This is a genomic window from Schleiferilactobacillus harbinensis DSM 16991 (genome assembly GCF_000425885.1).
In the GTDB taxonomy this organism is placed as follows: Bacteria; Bacillota; Bacilli; order Lactobacillales; family Lactobacillaceae; genus Schleiferilactobacillus; species Schleiferilactobacillus harbinensis.
Window position 1 is genome coordinate 49,321 of sequence record NZ_AUEH01000012.1, and the last position, 16,893, is coordinate 66,213.

15 protein-coding genes and 1 pseudogene are annotated in these 16,893 nt (G+C 55.1%); 10 read left to right on the forward strand and 6 right to left on the reverse strand.

Annotation, left to right across the window (positions count from 1 at the left end; translation table 11 throughout):
* Positions 1–186: 186 nt before the first annotated feature.
* Positions 187–660: a hypothetical protein gene (locus H627_RS0105335; protein ID WP_027828101.1), complete on the forward strand. Its 474-nt coding sequence runs from the start codon at positions 187–189 to the stop codon at positions 658–660.
* Positions 661–934: 274 nt separating this feature from the next.
* Here the strand turns inward: H627_RS0105335 and H627_RS19145 are convergent, their stop codons facing one another.
* Complete coding sequence (locus tag H627_RS19145; RefSeq protein ID WP_226999236.1) at positions 935–3,157, reverse strand: DEAD/DEAH box helicase; 2,223 nt, start codon at positions 3,155–3,157, stop codon at positions 935–937.
* Between the two features lie 351 nt (positions 3,158–3,508).
* On the opposite strand from H627_RS19145, the gene H627_RS0105345 reads away from it, so the two are divergent.
* The 4 genes from H627_RS0105345 (at position 3,509) to H627_RS0105365 (ending at position 8,265) form a co-directional block, all read left to right on the forward strand.
* A complete protein-coding gene (locus tag H627_RS0105345; RefSeq protein ID WP_027828102.1) occupies positions 3,509–3,835 on the forward strand; it encodes a DMT family transporter in 327 nt (108 codons plus the stop codon).
* A 276-nt stretch (positions 3,836–4,111) separates the two neighbouring features.
* Positions 4,112–5,629 (forward strand): glycerol kinase GlpK, encoded by a 1,518-nt coding sequence (gene glpK, locus H627_RS0105355; protein WP_027828103.1) that lies wholly within the window; start codon positions 4,112–4,114, stop codon positions 5,627–5,629.
* A gap of 57 nt (positions 5,630–5,686) precedes the next feature.
* Positions 5,687–7,543, forward strand: a complete 1,857-nt coding sequence (glpO, locus tag H627_RS0105360) for a type 1 glycerol-3-phosphate oxidase (protein WP_027828104.1) — start codon at positions 5,687–5,689, stop codon at positions 7,541–7,543.
* A 14-nt stretch (positions 7,544–7,557) separates the two neighbouring features.
* A complete protein-coding gene (locus tag H627_RS0105365; protein WP_027828105.1) occupies positions 7,558–8,265 on the forward strand; it encodes an MIP/aquaporin family protein in 708 nt (235 codons plus the stop codon).
* A gap of 78 nt (positions 8,266–8,343) precedes the next feature.
* Here the strand turns inward: H627_RS0105365 and H627_RS0105370 are convergent, their stop codons facing one another.
* Both H627_RS0105370 and H627_RS0105375 read right to left on the reverse strand, forming a co-directional pair.
* Positions 8,344–9,111, reverse strand: a complete 768-nt coding sequence (locus tag H627_RS0105370; protein WP_027828106.1) for an ABC transporter permease — start codon at positions 9,109–9,111, stop codon at positions 8,344–8,346.
* On the reverse strand, positions 9,108–9,758 hold the full coding sequence (locus tag H627_RS0105375) for an ABC transporter ATP-binding protein (RefSeq protein ID WP_027828107.1): 651 nt from the start codon (positions 9,756–9,758) through the stop codon (positions 9,108–9,110). Before H627_RS0105375 ends, H627_RS0105370 begins: the two co-directional genes overlap by 4 nt.
* A gap of 174 nt (positions 9,759–9,932) precedes the next feature.
* Between H627_RS0105375 and H627_RS0105380 the strand changes: the two genes are divergently transcribed.
* The 4 genes from H627_RS0105380 (at position 9,933) to H627_RS0105395 (ending at position 13,640) form a co-directional block, all read left to right on the forward strand.
* Entirely contained in the window at positions 9,933–10,496 is a 564-nt protein-coding gene (locus tag H627_RS0105380) for a PadR family transcriptional regulator (protein WP_027828108.1), read from the forward strand.
* Complete coding sequence (locus tag H627_RS0105385) at positions 10,489–12,075, forward strand: MFS transporter (protein ID WP_027828109.1); 1,587 nt, start codon at positions 10,489–10,491, stop codon at positions 12,073–12,075. Before H627_RS0105380 ends, H627_RS0105385 begins: the two co-directional genes overlap by 8 nt.
* Positions 12,076–12,217: 142 nt before the next feature.
* Positions 12,218–13,168, forward strand: a complete 951-nt coding sequence (locus H627_RS0105390; RefSeq protein ID WP_027828110.1) for a DHH family phosphoesterase — start codon at positions 12,218–12,220, stop codon at positions 13,166–13,168.
* Between the two features lie 88 nt (positions 13,169–13,256).
* Positions 13,257–13,640 carry a hypothetical protein gene (locus H627_RS0105395; RefSeq protein ID WP_027828111.1) on the forward strand — a complete coding sequence of 128 codons (384 nt, stop codon included), beginning with the start codon at positions 13,257–13,259 and terminating at the stop codon, positions 13,638–13,640.
* Between the two features lie 134 nt (positions 13,641–13,774).
* On the opposite strand, the gene H627_RS0105400 is transcribed toward H627_RS0105395, so the two are convergent.
* A complete protein-coding gene (locus H627_RS0105400) occupies positions 13,775–15,106 on the reverse strand; it encodes a glycoside-pentoside-hexuronide (GPH):cation symporter (protein ID WP_027828112.1) in 1,332 nt (443 codons plus the stop codon).
* Between the two features lie 12 nt (positions 15,107–15,118).
* Positions 15,119–15,613: a YagU family protein gene (locus tag H627_RS0105405; RefSeq protein WP_027828113.1), complete on the reverse strand. Its 495-nt coding sequence runs from the start codon at positions 15,611–15,613 to the stop codon at positions 15,119–15,121.
* A gap of 151 nt (positions 15,614–15,764) precedes the next feature.
* Here H627_RS0105405 and H627_RS17140 point away from each other — a divergent pair, with 151 nt between their 5' ends.
* Positions 15,765–16,502: a hypothetical protein gene (locus tag H627_RS17140; protein WP_051225202.1), complete on the forward strand. Its 738-nt coding sequence runs from the start codon at positions 15,765–15,767 to the stop codon at positions 16,500–16,502.
* Between the two features lie 155 nt (positions 16,503–16,657).
* Here H627_RS17140 and H627_RS20320 read toward each other — a convergent pair.
* Positions 16,658–16,893: pseudogene (locus H627_RS20320) on the reverse strand (IS66 family transposase); the annotation flags it as partial.

The following is a 16,893-nucleotide window of genomic DNA, read 5'->3' on the forward strand; positions in this document are numbered from 1 at the left end:
GCGGTGAAACCGTATGCCCTGTCTGACTTCGCCATATATTTTTCAGCTGGGACTTGACGGCCTTCAATCCGATCATGTTACGCTATTTATGGTGAGTAAACCGCTCCCATGGGACTTATTTCTCTTGGCGGGTATCTCTTGCTCAATTCTGACGAAGTTCACTTTGAGAAAGGAGTCCACCATTTCATGGATCACAATGCCGAAGAAGCACTAAAAGCTGCCTACGACCAATATTTACGTGAATACACGTTGACCGATGTCACTACCGCTCTCGAAAACAACATTCCGTTAGAACAGGTTCAGCGAACGTACTGTTTCGCAATCAATCCCACCACGACCTATCTGCTTCAACCAACTATTCTCTTCGAGGAGAAGCTGGTGATGGGGATGAATATCGCGCTGGACCCGATTGAGACCTTGTTTCAGGCAGTGTACCTGTTTGACACAAAGACTGGTCAACCGAAACCATCGTTCTTACCCCGAATCAGGAAATACTTCGAGGACCGTCCGGCTGGAATCCCCTACATCTTCGAATTTGTCGACGGGTTCATCATGATTAATCACGCTCATTCCTTGAAGAAAAAGGGGAAAACGCAGGCCCCTCGCTTCATTGCTGAACCAGTCGCCCGGCCGATTATCTATGATTTCTTTGAAGTGTAACCATTAGTTTACCCCACTTCCTCCCATGTGCTAAAATATCCCCCATTACATCAACTGCCACTGGGTAGCCACCACACACCGTTCCGATAGGTCATCGGAGGAACGGCGTGTAGTGGCTATTTTTGTTTGGCGGCCAACTTTCAAGGAGGACCTACATCATGGCGTGAATCTACTTAGTTTTCGCAGGCATCTTCATAGGTAACGATTGGGACTGATATGTTCGACGCGTCGTGCATGTTTCTCAGACTTTAGGCACTGATCCATGATGAAATAGCTAAACCGCCAGCCGCTTTTGTTCCATTGAGATTAGTTGCTTTTCGAGCTGCTCAGCTGCGTGATCATCTACTGAACTCGTTGCTTCAGCAGTGGAGATTGCCATTGTTGAATTCTGAGCGTAGTTCTCGAATGTTCTGCGCTTTCGATCCAATAGCTCCAGCATTAAATCGTCGACACTGTTTTCAGTCAACAACCGATACACGCTCACCTTCTGTGCTTGTCCCATGCGATAGGCCCGTGACAATGCCTGAGACTCCAAAGATGGCTTGATTTGCGGCTCACAAAAGATGACAATGCTGGCTTCTTGTAAATTCAGCCCCAGGCCAGCTGTATTGATTTGAAGACACAAAACATTTCTGTCTTGAGAAGCCTTAAACTGATCGATAATTGCCTGGCGGTCATTGCTGCTTACCCCACCCATGATCACTGGGAAGCCAATGTCCTGAATCTCATTCTGAATTTTCTGTAATACCGCGCGGAAAAAGGAAAATACCAGCACTTTACGTCCCGTTGCATGTGCTTCCCGACATATCGCACTCAAACGCTCCATTTTCGGTGACGATCGTACCGTCTTTCCTGTCCACGCTGCTCGGCGCATGGCCATAAAGTTGCCGTTTGCCACCGCTAACCGATAATTAGCTTCTTCCTCTACGCCAAAATCAAACTTTTCATCACTCTGCTGAAGTGCCGGTAACTCACCCAATACTTGTTCTCTTCGACGCCGCAGGTATACTGGTGCCACGGTTCTTTGAAATTCAGAAGGGGTCATAAATACCCCATTTGGCAAAGACTCTGCTACTTTTGGTTGTAGTGGTTCAATTAAGTGGATCATATCGTCCACAACATTTTCAATTGGCGTACCCGTCATGAACACAGCATAGGGCACCTCTCTGGCTACTTCATGTATACACTGTGAGCGCTTGGCCAACGGATTCTTTACATACTGGGCCTCGTCGGCGATTAAAATATCCGTCATGTGTACACCTTCAGGATTAAGCCGCCACATCGTCTCATAATTGGTCAAAGCAATACCACCGTTAATCATCCATTTTTGAAATTGCTCATTTCGATCGGGGCCATGAATAATCGTCCCCTGCAAATGGGTGTGTTTATGAACTTCACTTCGCCAATTTGGCAAAGTACTCATTGGTGCAACAACGAGTGCATGAGTTTTCCCCTGAGCGGCCAATTTGCAAATCACTGCCAACGCTTCAACAGTTTTCCCGAGCCCCATCTCATCGCCGAGAAGAACCTTCTTCTGCGCCAAAATATACTTGGCTCCGAACTTCTGCCAATTTCGTAAGCGCGCTTTCAGTAGGGGCGACAACGGGTCGATTTGACTGATTCGCGCCATAATCTGGCGCAACGCATCGTTGATTGGCGGTTCTTGACCTGGTCTTGCGCCATCAGCTGTCACGTCTGCACCACTGGCCATTCTTACGAATTGGTCTTCGCTAGACTCGGTACCCTGTGTGCCTGGTAAACCAATAGATTCAAAAAACGCGTAATAGCCAGCGGCATTTCTAAAAAAGTCAGCCTCGATATCCGCTTGGCTACCGACAACTTGTTGAAAATACGCTGAAAAGTCGCCAACTATCGCCGTTAGCTGATTTGTATCCTCTTTCAGCCGGAAAAATTGCCGAATGATCTTTTCTTTCGTTTGACGGCGCGTTAACAACCACCGCATATTTCCAATTCGTTGGACCGGAAATTTATTAAAGTACTTGGTCAACGGTTCTACTTTTTCACCGTTTATAACGCGTAACTTGGCACCTAATCCGTCTACCTCACCCCATAGATGAGCTCCCTGCAGTATGTCAGTACTTAGCTTCCTGTATCTGGAAAAGTCAATCACAAGTCTTGTATTTCTTTGTACATCCTGCTTCAGCTTTTCTGCTGCCGCTCGTAAATTCTCACTCTCGACAAAGGAGAATCCCGGGAGTATAAAATCCGAATTTTGGCAGAACGAAAGTAATTGGCCCAGCGTACCAATCCCTTGCGTAGCCAGTTTGCTAATGATTTTTTGATAGCCGCTACCACCCGATTTGTTGAGTTGATACGCATTGATCGCATCTTGGACTTCAATTTCATAAAGGCGAGCCGCATTCTTTACCAAATCGGGTTTAATTGTCTTTACGATGGACTCATATGCACCGATGTGTGCTTTAGCCGCATCAATTTCTCTTTTCAACCGGTTATAATCACTTTGTTTCGGTGCCACCAACTCCAATGTAACTCTCCCCTTTGACGTCTAAGTACCTACGCAAACTATTCCTATGCAGCTTATCGTAGCACAGGATATCTATGGACACACTACTGAGTTCCCTTACCCAGGGAACCGCCAGTGTTGCCGAATTTTGCTTAGTGCGCCAACGTTGTTTGCCCCCACCCTCCCCATGTGCTAAAATATCCCCCATTACATCAACTGCCACCGGGTAGCCACCACACACCGTTCCGATAGGTCATCGGAGGAACGGACCATGGGTGGCTATTTTTATTTGGCGGAACGCTGCGCCGCACACCGCGCTCGGCATTCCGCGATGGTGGCCAACATACAAGGAGGAAACACATCATGGCATGGATCTACTTAGTATTCGCAGGCATCTTCGAGGTCGTTTGGGCGACCTTCATGAAACTCAGCAACGGCTTCACCCACTTAGGCTGGAGCATCGCGACGCTGATCGGCATGATTGCCAGCTTCGGGTTGCTATCCCAGGCGACGACCAAGCTGCCCATGAGTCTAGCGTACCCGATCTGGACGGGCATCGGCGCGGTGGGCACCGTCATCGCCGGCGTCGTACTTTTCGGTGATCAGTTGAAGCCGGCGACCTGGTTCTTCGTTGCGCTGCTTTTTGTGGGAATTATCGGCATCAAGCTGACCACGGGCGGTGGCGAGTAATTACGCTCAATAACTGACTGGCTGCCGGCGAAAAATGATTTCTGCCGACCGCCAATCCTTTTGTGAAGCAAACATACCCGCTTTCTGCGCAATCTTCGGCCCACCGCGAAATCGACGCAAAGCCGCCCACTGTACGGCATTCAGCTGATCCCCCGCTGACAACAAGTGAATTATTTTTCAAGACGTTTTAGTTGGCATCAGGTTCCCACCTGGTGTACGATGTAAAATGTAAGCGAAATCATTGTACACAAACAAGTTTTAAGGAGGCACCACACTATGGCTGAAGAAGAGAAATTCATTTTGGCAATTGACGAAGGCACCACCAGTACCCGGGCGGTGATCATCGACCACGACGGCAAAAAGGTGGCCGATGCGCAGCGGGAGTTCCCGCAGTACTTCCCGCATCCGGGCTGGGTGGAACATAACGCGAATGAAATTTGGAACGCGGTATTATCGACCATTGCCACAGCCTTCATCAACTCCCGCATTCAACCGCGGCAGATCGTGGGTATCGGCATCACCAACCAACGGGAAACGACGGTGATCTGGGACAAGCAGACGGGGCTGCCGATTTATAACGCGATCGTCTGGCAATCTCGGCAGACTAGCGAGATTGCGGATAAGTTGCGGGCAGACGGCTATGCGGATAAGATCCACGATTCCACCGGCTTGCTGATCGACCCGTACTTCTCGGCCACGAAGGTCCGCTGGATTTTGGACCACGTCCCTGGGGCTCAGGAACGCGCGGAGAAAGGCGAGCTGCTCTTCGGCACCATTGATACCTGGCTGACCTGGAAACTCTCTGGCGGGGCCTTCCACGTCACAGATTACACCAATGCGTCCCGGACCATGCTCTTCAACATTCACACCCTGCAATGGGATGATGAAATTTTGAAATTATTGAATATTCCGAAGATCATGCTGCCGGACGTGAAGAGCAACTCAGAGGTTTACGGCAACGCGGCGGCGTACCACTTCTTCGGCAGTACCGTGCCCATTGCCGGGATGGCTGGGGACCAGCAGGCGGCGTTATTCGGCCAGTTGGCGCTGGAACCCGGGATGGTCAAGAACACGTACGGCACCGGGGCGTTCATCGTCATGAATACTGGTGAAAAGCCGACCCTGTCCAACAATAATCTATTGACCACCATCGGCTATGGCCTGAACGGCAAGGTCACCTACGCTCTGGAAGGATCCGTCTTCGTTGCCGGCAGTGCCATCCAATGGCTGCGCGATGCGATGAAGTTATTGGAGAAAGCCGGCGACTCTGAAGCCGCTGCGCTGGCTTCCCAGAGTCAAAACGAGGTCTACGTCGTTCCGGCCTTCACTGGCTTGGGGGCGCCGTACTGGGATTCTGGTGCGCGGGGGGCCGTGTTCGGCATTACTCGGGGGACGACCCGGGAAGACTTCATCAAGGCGACGCTGCAATCCCTAGCTTACCAGTCTCGGGACGTTGTGGACACGATGAACAAGGATACCGGCATTCCGATCCAGACTTTGCGGGTTGACGGCGGCGCGGCCAACAACAACTATTTGATGCAGTTCCAAGCGGATATTCTGGGCATTCCCATTGAACGGGCCGCTAACTTGGAAACCACCGCCATGGGGGCCGCTTTCTTAGCCGGTCTGGCCACTGGTTTCTGGAACAGCACCGATGAATTACAAAACATTGTGGCGATTGGCAAGCGCTTCGAACCGAAGATGGCCGCAAAGGAACGGGACTTCCTGTACGATGGCTGGCAGCAAGCTGTGGCCGCCACCCAGATGTACAAGCACGAACCCAAGGAAGGGTAAACCCATATCTGGGGGATATGGCTGCACCGATTTTCTAAATAAAAGGAGATCATCACCATGGCATTTTCTAAAAATACCCGTAAACAAACCATTGAGAACTTAAAGCACACGGACCTGGATCTGCTCATCGTCGGCGGGGGAATCACCGGCGCGGGCGTCGCGATCCAGGCTGCGGCATCCGGCGTGAAGACCGGCTTGATTGAAATGCAGGACTTCGCCGAAGGCACCAGCTCCCGGTCCACCAAGCTGGTCCACGGCGGCATTCGCTACTTGAAGACCTTCGACGTCGGCGTCGTGGCCGACACCGTGAAGGAACGGGCCGTCGTGCAGGGCATTGCCCCGCACATTCCCCGGCCGTTCCCGATGCTGATGCCGATCTACGACGAACCAGGCAGTACCTTTGACATGTTCAGCGTCAAGATCGCTATGAATCTGTACGACCAGCTGGCCGACGTGGAAGGCTCCCAATATGCCAACTACACCGTCACCAAGGACGAAGTCTTGCAGCGCGAGCCGCATATTGAAGCCACCGGTCTGCAAGGCGGCGGTGTCTATCTGGACTACGTGAACAACGACGCCCGTCTGGTGATCGAAAATATCAAGGAAGCCGACGAGCTGGGCGCTGAAGTTGCCAGCCACGTGCAAGCCACTGGGGTCATCTACAATGAGGCTGGTCAAGTCGCCGGCTTGCACGCTAAGGATCTGCTCACTGGCGAAGAGTTCGACATTCACGCCAAGCTGGTGATCAATACCACTGGTCCGTGGTCCGACAAGTTCAAGAGTCTGGATGGGAAAGAAAACCAAGCCCCGACCCTGCGGCCGACCAAGGGCGTCCACCTCGTCGTGGACGGTTCCCGTCTGCCAGTGCCGCAGCCGACTTACATGGACACCGGCTTGAATGACGGCCGCATGTTCTTCGTCGTTCCCCGGGAGGGTAAGACTTACTTCGGCACCACCGACACGGACTACACCGGTGATTACAAGCATCCCCGGGTAGAACAAAGCGACGTGGATTACCTGCTGAAAGTGATCAATACCCGCTATCCGGATGCCCACATCACGATCGACGACATCGAGGCCAGCTGGGCCGGCTTGCGCCCGCTGATTGCTAACAACAGCAGCTCCGACTACAACGGCGGCGGTGCCAACAAGGGCAAAGTGTCCGACGCGTCCTTCAACGCCTTGATCAAGACCGTGGACGACTACGAAGACAAGACCGCCACTCGGGAAGACGTGGAACGAGCCATTTCAAAACTGGAAACGGCCCACGCCGAAGCCGCCGGCCTGACTCCGTCGCAAGTCTCCCGGGGCAGTTCGCTGACCCGGGCAACCGACGGCATGATCACCCTATCCGGCGGCAAGATCACTGACTACCGGAAGATGGCCGCTGGCGCGCTCGCCCTGATTCGCCGCCTGTTAGCTGACAAGTTTCACGTGGAAACTAAGGAGATCGACTCCAAGAAGCTCCAGGTTTCCGGCGGTCACTTCGATCCGACCAACGCGGAAGCTACGATGAAATTCTACGCCCGGATTGCCGCTGATGCCGGCTTGCCGGACGCCGACGCCAAGGATCTGGCCAACCGTTTCGGTTCCAACACCGGCCGGGTCGTCACCTATCTGGAAGGCGGCGCCGCACCGGGCTTGAGTCTCAAGGAAACCATCAGCCTGCGCTACTCCGTGAATGAAGAAATGACCTTAACGCCCGTGGACTACCTGCTCCGCCGGACCAACGCCATTCTCTTCCACGCCGAAACGCTAGCCGCCCTGAAACAGCCGGTTATTGACGAAATGGCCCGCTTGCTGGGTTGGGATGAGGATGAAAAAGCCATTCAACTCGCCCGCTTGAACGCAGCAATCGACGAGAGTGCATTAGCTTACCTGAAGAAGGCCGCCACGCCGGCCATCACCCATTAGAAAGAGGGAGCACTATGTGGACAGAAGCATTAGGTGAACTGGTCGGGACTTTTATCCTGGTCCTGCTTGGTGACGGCGTTGTCGCCGGCGTTTCATTGAACAAGTCGAAAGCCCAAGGAGCCGGCTGGATTGCGATTACCCTGGGGTGGGGTCTGGCGGTAACGCTGGGCGTCTACTCCGCCGCCTTCATGGGCCCGGCCCACTTGAATCCAGCCGTGACCCTGGCCTTCGCCGTAATCGGTAAATTTCCGTGGGCGTGGGTCGCTCCTTTCATCATCGCCCAAGTACTTGGCGGCTTTCTCGCCGGCGTTGTAGTTTGGATCCAGTATTACCCGCACTGGGCGGCTACCGATGACCCGGCCACAACCCTGGGCGTGTTCGCCACCGGCCCGGCGATCCGCAGCTACTTCGCCAACTTCATTTCTGAATTCATTGGCACCGCCGTCCTGATCTTCGGCCTGCTGGCCTTCTCCCGGGGCAAGTGGACCGACGGTTTGAATCCCATCGGGGTGGGCATTCTGATCACCGCGATCGGTCTCTCCCTGGGCGGGACCACCGGTTACGCCATCAACCCGGCCCGGGACCTGGGACCGCGGCTGGCCCACGCCGTACTGCCCATCGCCAACAAGGGCGACTCCGACTGGGCCTACTCCTGGGTGCCGATCATCGGTCCGTTCCTGGGCGGGATCGCCGGCGCACTGATCTTCGTTCTTTTACCATAATTAATTAAGCGCTGCCATTATCTGGTCAATAAAAAGCCGATACCGTCCAAACCGCGACGGCCTCGGCTTTTTGCGTACTTAACGAAACGTCCGTAATTGTAGATCCGCATTGAAGAATTGCCCATACGCCAAGTAGCAGGCAATCGTGCTGCCCAAACTGGTGGCGGCCATCAGCATGAACGTGACCATGATCTGGTACATGATCGCCTTGGTCGGGTCCACCCCGGCAAAAATCAGCCCGGACATCATCCCCGGCAGGCTCACCAGGCCAACGGTTTTCGCCGAATCAATGGTCGGGCTCATACCGGTCCGGATCGCTTCCCGAACCACTGCAATGGCCGTCTGGTACTTCGTCGCGCCCAGGGACAGCCGTTCCAGCAAGGCCTGGCGCTGATCATGGAATTGACTGTTCATACTGCGGTAGGCCAACCCAATGGCGACCATGGCATTACTGGCGATCATCCCGGAAATCGGCACGATCTGGCTAGGCACAAAGGCAATCGCTCCAGCTAACACCAGCAGAACAATGGTCACGCCGGTAGCGGCAGTGATCGCCAGCAGGCTGATGGCAAAGGCGTGGGGAATGCCTTGGGCTCGGCCGCGGGCGTTCCACGCGGCGTTGAGCACAATGATGGCCACCATCAGCAGCGTCAGCCAATGCTGGTTCACCTTGATGATGTACGTCAGCACATACCCGACCACCGTCAGCTGAATGACGGCCCGAATGACGCCGACGATCAGATCCTTTTCCAGGCCGATTTTTTCTTTCAAACTAATCACTAACGCAATTGCCACCAGGGCGACAGCGAACAGCAGCGCGGTGGGTGTTACCACGAGTTGGGTCATACCGCCACCGCCAATCGGCCATCTTCAATAGTCAGCAGCCGGTCCGCTGCTGCCAGTTCCACTTCATCGTGAGTCACGGCAATCATGGTCAGCCCTTGCCGATTCAGGTTGGCAATCACGTCGTGGACAGCCTCTTTCGTGACCGCGTCCAATCCCGTCGTGATTTCGTCCAGCAGCAGCACCTTGGGCGTGAACAGCAGGTTGCGGATCAGCGCCACTCGCTGCTTCTCCCCGCCGGACAGGTCCGTGATCGGCTGGTGCAGCATCGCCGCTGGTAATTGGACTGAAGCCAATGCTTGGGTCATGCGTTCTTCAGAAATATCGACATGTCGAATTTGGAATGGAAAAGCCAAATTATCCCAGACCGTTTCGCCGAACAGACTCGGCTGCTGGTAACAATACGATACTTCCCGCCGATAGGCCGTCTTTTCATAACTGGCCTGGGGCTGCCCGTTATACATAATCGTCCCGCTGGTCGGCGTCAGCAGCGTCGCCAATACCCGCAGCAAGGTACTCTTCCCCGACCCCGACGGTCCGCCGATGGTGACAAACTCCCCAGGCGCCACGGTGAATGAAATGTCTGCTAATAACGTTCTCTCCGGCACGTCGACGCCGACGTTGTGGAGGGTGAAAATAGGCTCCGCCATTAATCATCGCTCCCTTCTATAACCATTCTAATTTAGAAGGAGAGAAAGGTAAAGCGGTACGTTTCTGCTGGTTCTTTTTCAGAAAATAAAATACGGTTTCTTGTAATTTTTCACTTGCAACACCTGTCGTCGCGACCTATGATTAATCAGTCGTTACGACCTATGGAGGTATGCATGTACGATTTATTAATTCTAGGGACCCTGATGTCCCGCAACATGTGCGGTTACAAATTACGCCAGGTGGTGGAGAGCAGTTTGATCCCCCGCCGGGAAATTTCCAACGGGGTGATGTACCCGCTGCTGGCTAAATTAGAAGACCACGGCTACATCGAATTTCACACCGATGAGCAGGATCCGCGCCATACAAAGGTGGCTCAAATCACCGCCGCCGGCCGGGCTCGCTTCCTCGCCCTGATGGCGGCCCCCATCGCTCCGGATGCCAAGCGGGAGTCCATGTTCCGCTTCAAATTCCGGGGGATGCCAGCAGTCGACAAGGCCCACCAAGAAGCAATTCTAGATGACTACGAAGCCCAGATCAAAGCCGACCTGGCCACCTATGAAGGCGTCCGTACCCACCTCCAAGAGGTCCTTCAGGCACCCGATACCAACAAACCCTACGTTGACTGGACGATCCGCAATCTCGATCTGAGTATTGCCCTCTGTCACACCAAGTTGACTTGGATCACCGATTCCCGTCAGGCAGTCAATCAGAAAGCAGAGGCCCAATCGAATGGATAAACAACAACAGCCAACCAGCAGAAAACAATGGATCGCCTTGACCGCCATGGGTCTGGGCGTCTTCATGGGCCTGCTGGACGTCACCGTCGTCAATGTCGCCCTGCCCACGATGGTCACCGACTTCAAGACCACCTTCACGGATCTGCAATGGGTGCTGAATGCTTACACCCTGGTTTACGCCGTGACGTTAATGATCATGTCCAAACTCGGGGATATGTATGGCCGCAAGAAAATCTTCCTCGGTTCCCTGATCCTGTTCGTCGCTGCTTCTGCCGTGAACGGCATGGCGCCGAGCCTGTTGATCCTCGATATTGGCCGAGGCGTCCAGGCCATCGGCGGGGCCGGGATGATGTCCCTGTCCATGGCCCTGGTCGCTTCGAACTTTGCCGGCCTTGAACGGGGCTTGGCCCTGGGTATCCTGGGCTCGGTCATCGGCATTTCCACCGCCTCTGGCCCGCTGATCGGCGGCTATTTGGTTGAAAACTTCGGCTGGCCCGCAATCTTCTACGTTAACGTACCCTTTGGTATCCTCGCGGTGATCTTGACCATCGTGTATGTGAAAGAAACGCCCAGTTATGGGAAAAATCAAAAGATCGACATCGGCGGGATGCTGCTGTCGGCCATCGGATTATTCGCCATTATTTACGGCTTGATCGTGAAAGAAGCCCATCCCAGCTGGGGCTGGACAAACCCCGAGATCGCTGGGCTGCTGCTGGGCGGTCTGGCCGTCATGGCCCTCTTCATTTGGGTAGAAAGCCGAGTGGCCCACCCGATGATCAATCTGGCGATCTTCAAGGAACGCCACTTTGTCGGCACGGTCATCGTCGCCTTCGCGCTGGGCTCGGGCATATACGCTTATAACGCCTTTCTCACGGCCCTGATGCAGAACTATATCGGTTATTCCGCCATCGAAACCGGCGTGCGCCAATTGACCATGAGTGTCTGGTCACTGGTTCTGGGACCGATCGTCGGCCTGCTCACCGCCCGCTTCTCCAGTAAATGGATGATCAGCGGGGGCATGCTGCTGGGCACCATCGGCTATCTGGCCATTGCCTGGGTCGTCGCCCCCGGCGTTTCTTTTCTGGAACTGTGGCCGGGCATGGTGCTCATCGGGATCACCAACGCTGTGGTCAATCCGGTCTTGAACACGGCTGGCATGGCCGGAGTGGCACCCCACGAGATGGGGATGGCGTCGGGCTTGCTCAATGTCTTTCGCCAATTCGGTACCACCGTTGGCGTTGTTGGGTTGGGGCTGATTCAAAACAACAGCTACGTCAGCCACCTGAACGCCAACCTGCCCCAAGTAAAGATGCCTGCAACCGCCTTGACGGGAATCAAAGATGCCTTGATCAATGCCGGCCCCTTCTCCGGGCACACCATTGCTTTTTCTGCTCGCTTGACCAAGAGTCCCTTCGGTCACCAGATCCAAGCCATCGTGGTGCGGGCCTACGACAACGGGATGATTGCCCTGACCCTCACCGCCGCCGGCATTGCCCTGGTTGGTGCCTTAGCGGCGGTGCTGTTATTGCGCAGCCACCAGCAATCGCAGAAGCTAGACTTGCAAGCGGCGCATCATTAATTCTCTTATATCCAGCCGACGTCTTCACGATGTCGGCTGTTTGTGTGCTCAGCCGGTCCATGTTCCACGTGGAACATCACCACGCTCGCCAGACGTAGTATCATGGAGACAGCAAACTCACTACAGAAAGTAGGTTTTCTCCATGTCTGATATCAACCCCATCGCTCAAGTACTGGCCGCCATTGCCCAGTACGACACGATCATCATCCACCGCCACATCAATCCCGACCCCGACGCCATCGGCTCGCAAACCGGACTGGCCACAATTCTGCGCGAAGCCTATCCCCAGAAAAAGATCTACACTGCCGGCAGCGCCGCCCCCGGCTTAGCTTGGATCGGCCCGCAGCAGCAGGTCCCGGCCACCGCTTACCCTGACGCCCTGGTCATCGTCATTGACACCGCCAACACGGCCCGCATCGACAGCGACCATTATCAAGAGGCGGCTAAGCTGATGAAGATCGACCACCATCCTAACCGGGAACCCTTCGGCGACATCCAGTGGGTGGACGCCGGCGCGTCCAGCAGCAGCGAGATGGTCTATGATCTGGTCACCTACTCTGATAACCTCGCCATCAGCAAAGCAGCCGCAGCCCCCTTGTATGCCGGAATCATCGGCGATACCGGCCGATTCCTCTACGACTTGACCACCGCCCGGACCCACGAGGTCGCCGCGGCGCTGCTGCGCACCGGGATTGATGCCCCCGCCATCGGCCGCCAGGAGGATCAGTTTTCACCCCAGACCGGCAAGCTGCTGGCTTACGCCTTGGCCCACGTGACCGTCACCGCCAATGGTGCCGGTTCGCTGATTATGGATCAGGCCCTGTTGAAAGAAATGGGTCTCCCCGCCGGCCGGGAACAGGCCGTGGTCGGCTTTCTCGGTAAACTCAGCACGGTGGACCGCTGGGTGGTCTTCACCGAACGGCCCGATGGCAAGTACCGGGTGGAATTCCGCAGCAAGCGCACCCCGATCCAGCCCCTGGCCGTCCGGCATGGCGGCGGCGGTCATCCGTTAGCCAGCGGAGCCGTGGCAGATTCGGCTGATGAAGTGCAGCAGATCATCCAGGAACTCACGGATTTGTCAGCAGCCAATTAAGTGGCCTACAATCAGTTGCACTTTTTTCACAAGAAGCGATAATGGAAGCGGCACGGAATGGGATCAATTCGAGAGAGGGTTCTTTCCATTGGCTATTTCACTATTGTTAAACACCGTGGTAACGGTGATCGCGATTCTCGTCGTCATGGACTTTTGGACCCAGCGGCGCACGCTGTATCAACTGCGGCGGACGCTGCTCAAGGCCCATGCCCAAGCCGACATGGCCCGCACCCGGTATCACCACGAATTTGATCACTCAATTACGGTCGCCGATTTGGCGGCCGGCCTGGCGCTGATTCTTTTAGTACTGGCCTTTCTCAACCTGGCCAGTTTTCTCGCCAGCCTCTGGGCCATCGGCGGCATGATCGTCTTTTCGCTGGCCAACATTGCGCTGGCGGATCACATTCAGGACTTGGCCGACCGGGCGTGGAAACCCCGGGAGATTTTCTATCCAGTCCATTTGCATTCTTAATTTCCCTTTGTAGAGACAGCGGCCTGCGAGGTTATCCGAACAAGCACAGGTCCCAGTTTCGTGCCATCGCCTCTGTATGTCTGACAGCTGTCAAAAGAAGCATCCTCAACGTTCGCCGAGGATGCTTCTTTTTCTCATGCGCGAGATTTAATCGCCGCGTACAACTTTTGCTCATCGTAGAAATGCAGCAGGCCAATCATCACCAGATACAGCCCCAGCGGGATCCAAACATAATTCAGATCGATCATCCGCAGCGTCGCTGCATTCTGGGCGTGATTGGCGACGTAGCCGGCAAGGCCCAGCAAACCGCCAGTCACCAGGCCGCCCAAGCCAAGGCCCAAGTTGACGCCCAAGTCATTGGCCGAAGCAAAAATTCCTTCGGCCTGCACGCCCAACACGACGATGCCATAGCGGATCGTATCGGCAATCATGATCGAGACCAGCCCGACGATCATGCCTTGGCCAATGCTGTTCACTGCGATCGCCGTGAACAGCAGCGGCAGCCAGCGGAGATATACCCCACCGGCCAGCAGAAGCTGGCCCGCTAACGCGATGAGCATCCCGGTGCCCATAGTCCGTTTATTCCCCCACCGGCCGGCAATCAGCATGATACTGACAACGCCGATCAGCGAGGCAAAGGTGAAACTGTTGGCCCAGGATACCAGATTCTGGTTGTTTAAGACGTACTTGAAATAGTAAACCGTCGTCTGATTCTTGATCGCCGTCACCAGCCAAAAGCAGAAAATCACCAGCGACAGCACGATCCATGGGGTGTTGTGCCGGGCCGCCGAGAGGACTTTGCGCAGCGGCTGGTGGGCGATCTCCGGCTGGGTGAACCGTTCTCGAATCTGGAAGAACGTGTTCAGGATCAAGGCGAGAGAAATCACCGCGAAGAGGCTGATGGTGCCGAGGAAGCCCCGCTGTTCGTTGCCTTGACCAAAGAACGCCACCAGGGGCAGCGTGAATACCGCGACGATGATCTGCACCGAACTGCCGAAGAACTGGCGGATCACCCCGAGCAGCGTGAGTTCCTGGTCGTTTTCTGACAGCGTCGGCAGTACCGACGTGATCGGCAAATTCACAGTGGTGTAAAGAAACCCCAGACCTAAGTATGTGACATACGCCCACGCCAGCTTGCCGCCGTAGCCCACGGGCGGCGTCACAAACGTCAGGACCGCGAACACCACGTAGGGCAGCGCATACCACAGGAAAAACGGCCGGCTCTTGCCGAAACGGGAGTGGGTGCGATCGATCATGATGCCGATCAGCGGCGATTCGATCACGTCGCAGATCCGCGCAATCACGAAAAGCAGCGCCACATCCCCAGCAGTCAAGCCGTAAACATCCGTATAAAAGAACAGCAGATAGGTGGTCATCACCTGGAAGACCAGATTGTCCGCCGCGTCGCTCAGGCCGTAACTGATCCGTTCCGGCCAGCGGGTCTGCCATTGTGTGTGTTGCCGCATTGCCTCACCCGCTTATTTCTTATCGTTCTCCATTTCTTCAATCACTAATTCATTGACCCAATTCCACACCGCATGGCCCAGCGCTTCAGAGACATGCTCTTCCATGGGCTGATCCTGAACCTTGGGCACCGTGCCAATCGCCGGCATGGCCACCAAGTGAGCCACAGACCAGACGCCCAGACCCCAAGCGGTCCCTTTGCCCAGCTTAGCCAGCGGAATGTAATGGCGCACCACGGCGTAGAGCATAGCCAGACTGGTCGAAAAACCGAAATGGATCGCCAGACTGGTCCAGGGGATCTCATGCCCATTATAGGTGAACGTGGCGTGGGCCAACTCCGCCGGCATACCCAGTTGTTCCAGAAATTGCTGGGGCGGATTGGTCGCGTCCCGCGCCGGTGTCCGCGGCGGCAGGATATTCTCCCACCCTAACTTGACCAAACCAGAAACTGTACCGGCCACTGCCCCCGCCGCCAGTGCTTTATGGATCGAAAATTGTTGTTTCGCCATATTCAAGGCCTCCATTCAAGATTTCGAATTGTTCACTTACAATTGTATAGCAGTTGGCCAGCGTGTGCCAGTTGCAGAAACTCAATAACGGAAATGTCGCTCGGAATTTCGTACAATAAAACTATCAACGACTGACATCGGAGGAATCCCTATGACCCGCTTAACTGTTGATTTAGACACCGAAAAGACCACAGTCACCCTGCCTGGCGACCAAGGTACCGTCACTTTGTCGGCCGCGCCGCTGCCAGCGCCAGAGCACGGGGTGCAGCTGCCGATCGTTGGCGGCCGCCTCAACTCGGAAACCGTCGCAACAGCGGATGAATACCTGACGATCACCCTGCCCTGGACAACTGAACCGGCCTTTGTGACCCGCTTTCTAACCGCCTGGGCCGCTGGCGAAGAAGCTGCCCTGCCCGCCAACCAGGCGGCCGGACTAGCCGATTATTTTGATCTGTTGATTCGGCTCCTGACCCGCTTGGGCATCCAGTCCGGCCAGACAGTCCCAGCCCCGGCGAAGAAGAAAGCCGCGAAAGCCCGCCACCGATTCGATAAAGCCCTCGCCGACCGGCCCTTCCACGTGGCCCGCCACGGCAGCACAGCCACCGTCTACTGGACTGGGCGCAACGAAATGACCGTCAAAGCCGGCGCCGTGCTGGCCCAGGAACAACTAATCAATCGCGACGGCTCGCTGCGCTACAGCACGAAATACGGCGAGAAGCTGCGCGCCGACCACGCGGCAGCCATCACAGACGGGCAGACGATCGCCGATATTCACTTGCGCAGTGTCAATGAAGTCGGGCTGTTTCTTTATTTTGGCGACACCAACGGCTGGTTGGAACTGGTGGATGATGGCGGCCATACGCTGGATGCGCTAACCAAGGTTGATTGACACTCCTTGCAATGTATCACGCGTTTTAGATTGGCGCCCAAACATCAGAAATCCATTCCCCCTAGCCCTGTTCGTAAGCGGTCGTTGAAATAGGTGTGAAGACAAAAATGGTGCAATCCTCTATCATGAAGATTGCACCATTGCTTTACCCGCTGTTATTCGTGACAGAACGCCTGCACCTTCGGCGCCCACGGCAAATAGTCCTGCAAGGCGACCATGTCGCCGGGAGCCGGCAAATTAGGCACTGTGTCGAATAGATAGTTGAAATATTTACTCGGATCGAGGTGATTAGCCCGTGCTGTCGTGAGCAGACTAAGAATGACCCCCGCAGCCGTCGCGCCGCGTTTGCTCTGCGAAAACAGCCAATTTTTACGACCGATGACCAGTTCTT